Origin of the sequence: Marinobacter sp. UBA2688 (assembly GCF_002352785.1) — a bacterium.
GTDB classification, from domain to species: Bacteria; Pseudomonadota; Gammaproteobacteria; order Pseudomonadales; family Oleiphilaceae; genus Marinobacter; species Marinobacter salarius.
This window is the reverse complement of record NZ_DELU01000021.1, coordinates 142,445-147,481: the sequence shown is the minus strand read 5'-3', so window position 1 is coordinate 147,481 and position 5,037 is coordinate 142,445. Positions and strand designations below refer to the sequence as shown.

Below are 5,037 nucleotides of genomic sequence, written 5' to 3'. Positions count from 1 at the left end.
CCAGCCGGTTCAGGGTCTTGATACCCGCCAGCCTCGGATTCACGGTGAGTGGAAACTTGGACAGCGCTGCAACCACTCCTCCCGGCGGGGGAAGTATTGGCATCGGAGAGGAGGTGACAATCAGGCTTGGCTCACACTCGACAGGAGACCGATAACCTCGCCCGCCCCTCCCTCGAGTGAGGACGAGCTTCAGCACCCAGTCGTCGCCGTATTGGGACGCCAAATTGCAACCCGAGCGGCTAATTTCAGCATCCAGGTCACTGCGCTCAATCGGAATGCCCAAGCGGCCAGCATCGGCCACCATACGATCCAGATGGTATGAGCGCAGCACGGCTTGCCGGCCACGCATACGGATGGTTTCAAACAACCCATCACCGTAGGCCAACCCCCGGTCTGTCGCTGAAACTCCATTGCCGTCGGGGCGAATAACGTTCAACACAACCCGGTCAATCCTCGTAACGACGGAAAATCAGGGTGCCGTTTGTACCACCAAAGCCAAAAGAGTTGGACAACGCAACCCGGACATCAGCTTTGCGGCTCTTACCGGCCACAAAATCCAGGTCACAACCATCATCGGGATCGTCAAGGTTGACGGTCGGCGGCAGCATACCTTCCCGGATCGCCAATACCGAGAAAATCGCCTCAACGGCCCCGGCAGCGCCAAGCAAGTGCCCGGTCATGGATTTGGTGCTGCTGACAGCCAACTTGTAAGCGTGGTCGGCAAATACCGATTTCACGGCAGACACTTCTGCCAGGTCTCCCACGAGCGTCGAAGTGCCATGGGCATTGATGTAGTCGATGTCGTCGGCGCCGAGCCCGGCATCGCGAATTGCATTCTTCATGGAGCGCGCGGCACCCTCACCGTTCTCTGGGGGAGCAGTTATATGGAACGCATCGTCGCTCATACCGAAACCGATCACTTCGCCATGAATGGTGGCACCACGGCGTTTCGCGTGCTCGAGATCCTCCAGCACCAGCACGCCGGCGCCGTCGCTGAGCACAAAGCCGTCCCGGCCACGATCCCACGGCCGGCTGGCCTTTTCCGGGTCGTCATTGCGGGTGGACAGCGCACGCGCTGCCGAAAACGCGGCAATTGAGCTTCGGGTGGTGGCCATTTCCGAACCGCCGGCCAACATCACATCGGCATCACCGTAAGCAATGGTGCGCGCTGCATAGCCAATGTTATGGGTGCCGGTCGTGCAGGCTGTCACGATGGCGATGTTTGGGCCCTTATAGCCAAAGCGGATAGCCACGTTTCCTGAAATCATGTTGATTACGGAGGCTGGCACAAAGAAGGGAGACACTTTTCGCGGCCCGGACTTCTCCATCGTGATCACGTTCTTCTCGATGTATTCAAGACCGCCTATGCCTGAGCCGATGGCAACCCCTACCCTTTCACGATCAAGATCGGTGTACTCATCAAGACCACTGGCATCTACCGCCTGTTGAGCGGCGATCAGGCCGTAATGAATGAAGGCATCCAGTTTTCTGGCGTCCTTCGTGGACAGGTACGGTTCAATATCCAGGTTCTTGATGCCACCGCCGATCCGTGTGTTGTATCCGGTGGTATCAAAACGGTCGATTCCGGCAATGCCGCTGCGACCGGAACAAATGCCGTCCCAGGACGAATCCACATCGTTACCCAGTGGCGAGAGCATTCCCATGCCTGTGATTACAACACGTCGTTTAGCCATACCCCTTCACCTGAGTTCCTTGCTGATCATGGACTGGAATTCCTGCCAATAAAAAAGCCGTCCGATGTCTAGTCACATGGACGGCTTTTTGCCTGGCGATAAAGCGTGCAGAGTATCAGGTGTGCGCGACGATGTAGTCGATCGCGTCCTGGACACTCGCCAGCTTTTCCGCTTCCTCGTCGGGAATCTCGGTCTCGAACTCTTCTTCGAGTGCCATGACCAGCTCAACGGTGTCCAGTGAGTCAGCGCCAAGGTCCTCTACAAAAGAAGATGTGTTCTGAACTTCGGACTCTTTAACGCCCAACTGCTCACAAACGATCTTCTTCACGCGCTCTTCAACTGTACTCATAATGTCCTCACTTTTGTGTCAACCAAGCAACTTAAGTGCTGCCAGTTTAGTTTAAACCATACCTGCAAACAAGCAGGGGTTCCATTCAAACATGTTGTGCGACAAGGGTTTGCGCACACGTCCCCGCAGGGACTATCCCATGTACATACCGCCGTTCACGTGGATCGTTTCGCCCGTCACGTAACCAGCGGCCTCCGACGCCAGGAAGGCAACTACCGCAGCCACTTCTTCCGGCTCACCCAGACGACCGGCAGGTATGACTTCCATCATAGCCTCACGTTGCTTGTCGTCCAGTTTTCGGGTCATATCCGTATCGATAAATCCGGGCGCTACGCAATTGGCGGTAATGCCCCGGTTCGACATTTCTTTCGCCAGGCTGCGGGTAAAACCCTCAACTCCGGCCTTGGCAGCGCAATAGTTGGCCTGTCCGGGGTTACCCATACCAGCTACAACCGAGCTGATATTGATCACCCGACCCCATCGCGCCTTGGCCATTCCCCGCAATACGGCCTTGCTGGTCCGGTAGACGCTGGACAAGTTGGTTTCCACCACCGACGCCCAGTCATCGTCCTTCAGCCGCATCAGCAGATTATCACGAGTGATCCCTGCGTTGTTGACCAGGATCGCCGGCGCACCGGCTTTCTCGTTGATTTCCTTCAGGCCAGCCTCGATGCTGTCTGGGTCGGCGACGTTCATTACGATACCGAAACCCTTCGCGCCTGCTGCTTTCAGGTCAGCGGAAATCGACTCGGCGCCATTCTCACTGGTTGCCGTACCGACCACCATGGCGCCCTGATCTGCCAGCGCCTTTGCAATGGCCTTTCCGATCCCGCGAGTTGCACCCGTTACCAGCGCTGTTTTGCCTTCAAGAGACATGTGTTGCTCCTATTTATTACTGTCCAAATGCCTCTGACGCCTTTGCCAGCGCATCCGGCTCGTCAATGCCGTAAACCGACAATTCACGGTCAATGCGCTTCGCCAGCCCTGCAAGGACTTTACCGGCGCCGCACTCTACAGCGATCCGCACATCATTTGCCACCAGTTTACGAACGGTATCGGTCCACAACACCGGAGAGTATAGCTGCTTGACCAGATTAGCCTTGAGGGATTCACTGTCCTGGGCGACGGAAGCGGTAACATTCTGAACTACCGGGATGACAGCATCGTTAAACGTTACTTCGTCCAACGCGGTTGCCAGTTCCTCCGCGGCTCCCTTCATCAGGGCACAGTGGGAAGGCACACTCACCGGCAGTGGCATGGCCTTGCGGGCGCCTCGGGCCTTGCAGGCTTCGATGGCGCGTTCGACCGCTCCAGCAGCACCAGCAATCACTACTTGCCCAGGGGCATTGAAATTGACGGCGGCAACCACGTCACCATTCGCCGCTTCGGCACAGGCGGCGGTTACGTCGTCGTCTTCGAGACCAAGAATGGCTGCCATCTTGCCTTCGCCGGCTGGCACGGCGGCCTGCATGAGCTCGCCACGCAGTTGCACCAGTTTAATGGCATCAAAAAAGTTCAGGCTTTCCGCTGCAACCAGCGCACTGTACTCACCCAGGCTGTGCCCGGCGACAAAGTCAGGCGCCTGCCCTCCTGCTACAAACCACTGCCGCCAGAGCGCGACGCTCGCCGCCAACAGCGCTGGCTGGGTAACCGTGGTCTGATTAAGCTCTTCCGCAGGGCCATGCTGGCACAGGTGCCAGAGATCATACCCCAGTACATCGGAGGCTTCGGAAAACGTTTTTTCTATGATCGGCCAGTTCTCGGCTGCTGCTCCCAGCATACCGACAGACTGCGATCCTTGTCCGGGAAAAATAAAGGCTGATTTCATAGTGGGAATCTTACCGTCAATGAGGGGTTACGGGAGATTAGCCAATAGTACAACCTGGGGGCCGATCCGGCCAATCTAGCAAAAATGGGGAGAGACTTTAGTCTCAGGGACAGGTTAAGGCTTGAGCGCTCAGATCATCAGGTCATCGAGACGGTCGTTTATGCGGCTGGGCACTTCCAGCTCAACTTCACGAACCGCCTGACGTATGGCGGCCAGCATGGCGCGCTCGTTGGCGTTGCCATGACTCTTTATCACCACCCCTTGGAGGCCAAGGAGACTGGCACCGTTATGCCTTGAGGGGTCCATAAGCCGGAGCAGCCGTCCGATGATCGGCCGCGCGAAGAAGCCGACGCACTTGCCGTAAAACGTTTTCGTAAAGGCTTGTTCCAGCAATTCAATCAGCAGACCGGCAACGCCCTCACCCGTCTTCAGGGCAATATTCCCGACGAAACCGTCGCACACCACCACATCCGCCACGTCGCGGAACAGATCACTGCCCTCGATGTATCCGATGTAGTTGATGGTATCGCACTGGGCCAGCATGTGAGAGGCAAGCCGCACTTGCTCATTGCCCTTGATCTCCTCTTCGCCAACATTAAGCAGAGCGACTCGAGGTTCTGGCTGATTGCAGATGGCCGATGCCATCAGTGAGCCCATCAGTGCGTACTGATAGAGGTTTTCCGCAGTGGAGTCCACGTTGGCGCCCAGATCGAGCACGTGGCAACGCCCCCGAAGCGACGGAATCAGTTTGGCGATTGCAGGGCGCTCAATACCCGGGTACATACGGATAACAGAACGGCCGAACGCCATGAGCGCGCCGGTATTGCCAGCACTGACACAACCTTGAGCAACGCCATCGCGAACAAGCCCCAGCGCCACGGCCATGGACGAATTGCGTTTGTGGCGAAGCGCATGGGAGGGCCGCTCATTCATCCGCACGACATCGGCAGCTTCGACGATACGAATTCGCGAGTGCCCAGGATGCAACAAAGCCTCGAGCTCACTCCGGATTCCTACCAGAACGAGACTCAAGGCTTCGTTTTCTTTCACCGCATCCAGTGCAGCGGAGGCCACAACATCGGCTCCGCGATCACCACTCATGGCGTCAATTGCGATGGTGACCGGCTTCACCGTTCCTCCATCTCGCACTGGCGGGTGGATTGCTC

General features: G+C 57.2%; 6 protein-coding genes. All 6 read right to left on the bottom strand.

What is annotated here, in order from left to right; genetic code table 11:
• The coding region (locus tag B3M52_RS10145) for an aminotransferase class IV (protein ID WP_286749491.1) at window positions 1–439 on the bottom strand (439 nt) is incomplete at its 3' end.
• 7 nt (window positions 440–446) lie between these two features.
• On the bottom strand, window positions 447–1,694 hold the full coding sequence (fabF, locus tag B3M52_RS10140; RefSeq protein ID WP_036205013.1) for a beta-ketoacyl-ACP synthase II: 1,248 nt from the start codon (window positions 1,692–1,694) through the stop codon (window positions 447–449).
• Window positions 1,695–1,809: 115 nt separating this feature from the next.
• Window positions 1,810–2,043 carry an acyl carrier protein gene (gene acpP, locus B3M52_RS10135; RefSeq protein WP_007154069.1) on the bottom strand — a complete coding sequence of 78 codons (234 nt, stop codon included), beginning with the start codon at window positions 2,041–2,043 and terminating at the stop codon, window positions 1,810–1,812.
• 132 nt (window positions 2,044–2,175) lie between these two features.
• Window positions 2,176–2,919 (bottom strand): 3-oxoacyl-ACP reductase FabG, encoded by a 744-nt coding sequence (gene fabG / locus B3M52_RS10130; protein WP_007154070.1) that lies wholly within the window; start codon window positions 2,917–2,919, stop codon window positions 2,176–2,178.
• Window positions 2,920–2,935: 16 nt separating this feature from the next.
• Entirely contained in the window at window positions 2,936–3,871 is a 936-nt protein-coding gene (gene fabD, locus B3M52_RS10125) for an ACP S-malonyltransferase (protein WP_075194783.1), read from the bottom strand.
• Between the two features lie 129 nt (window positions 3,872–4,000).
• Entirely contained in the window at window positions 4,001–5,002 is a 1,002-nt protein-coding gene (gene plsX / locus B3M52_RS10120) for a phosphate acyltransferase PlsX (protein ID WP_051946665.1), read from the bottom strand.
• Between the last annotated feature and the right edge of the window lie 35 nt (window positions 5,003–5,037).

What these genes read in the sequence shown, in the direction of transcription:
- fabF (WP_036205013.1), bottom strand. Translation starts at nt 1,694, where the DNA reads ATGGCTAAACGACGTGTTGTAATCACAGGCATGGGAATGCTCTCGCCA.
- acpP (WP_007154069.1), bottom strand. Translation starts at nt 2,043, where the DNA reads ATGAGTACAGTTGAAGAGCGCGTGAAGAAGATCGTTTGTGAGCAGTTG.
- fabG (WP_007154070.1), bottom strand. Translation starts at nt 2,919, where the DNA reads ATGTCTCTTGAAGGCAAAACAGCGCTGGTAACGGGTGCAACTCGCGGG.
- fabD (WP_075194783.1), bottom strand. Translation starts at nt 3,871, where the DNA reads ATGAAATCAGCCTTTATTTTTCCCGGACAAGGATCGCAGTCTGTCGGT.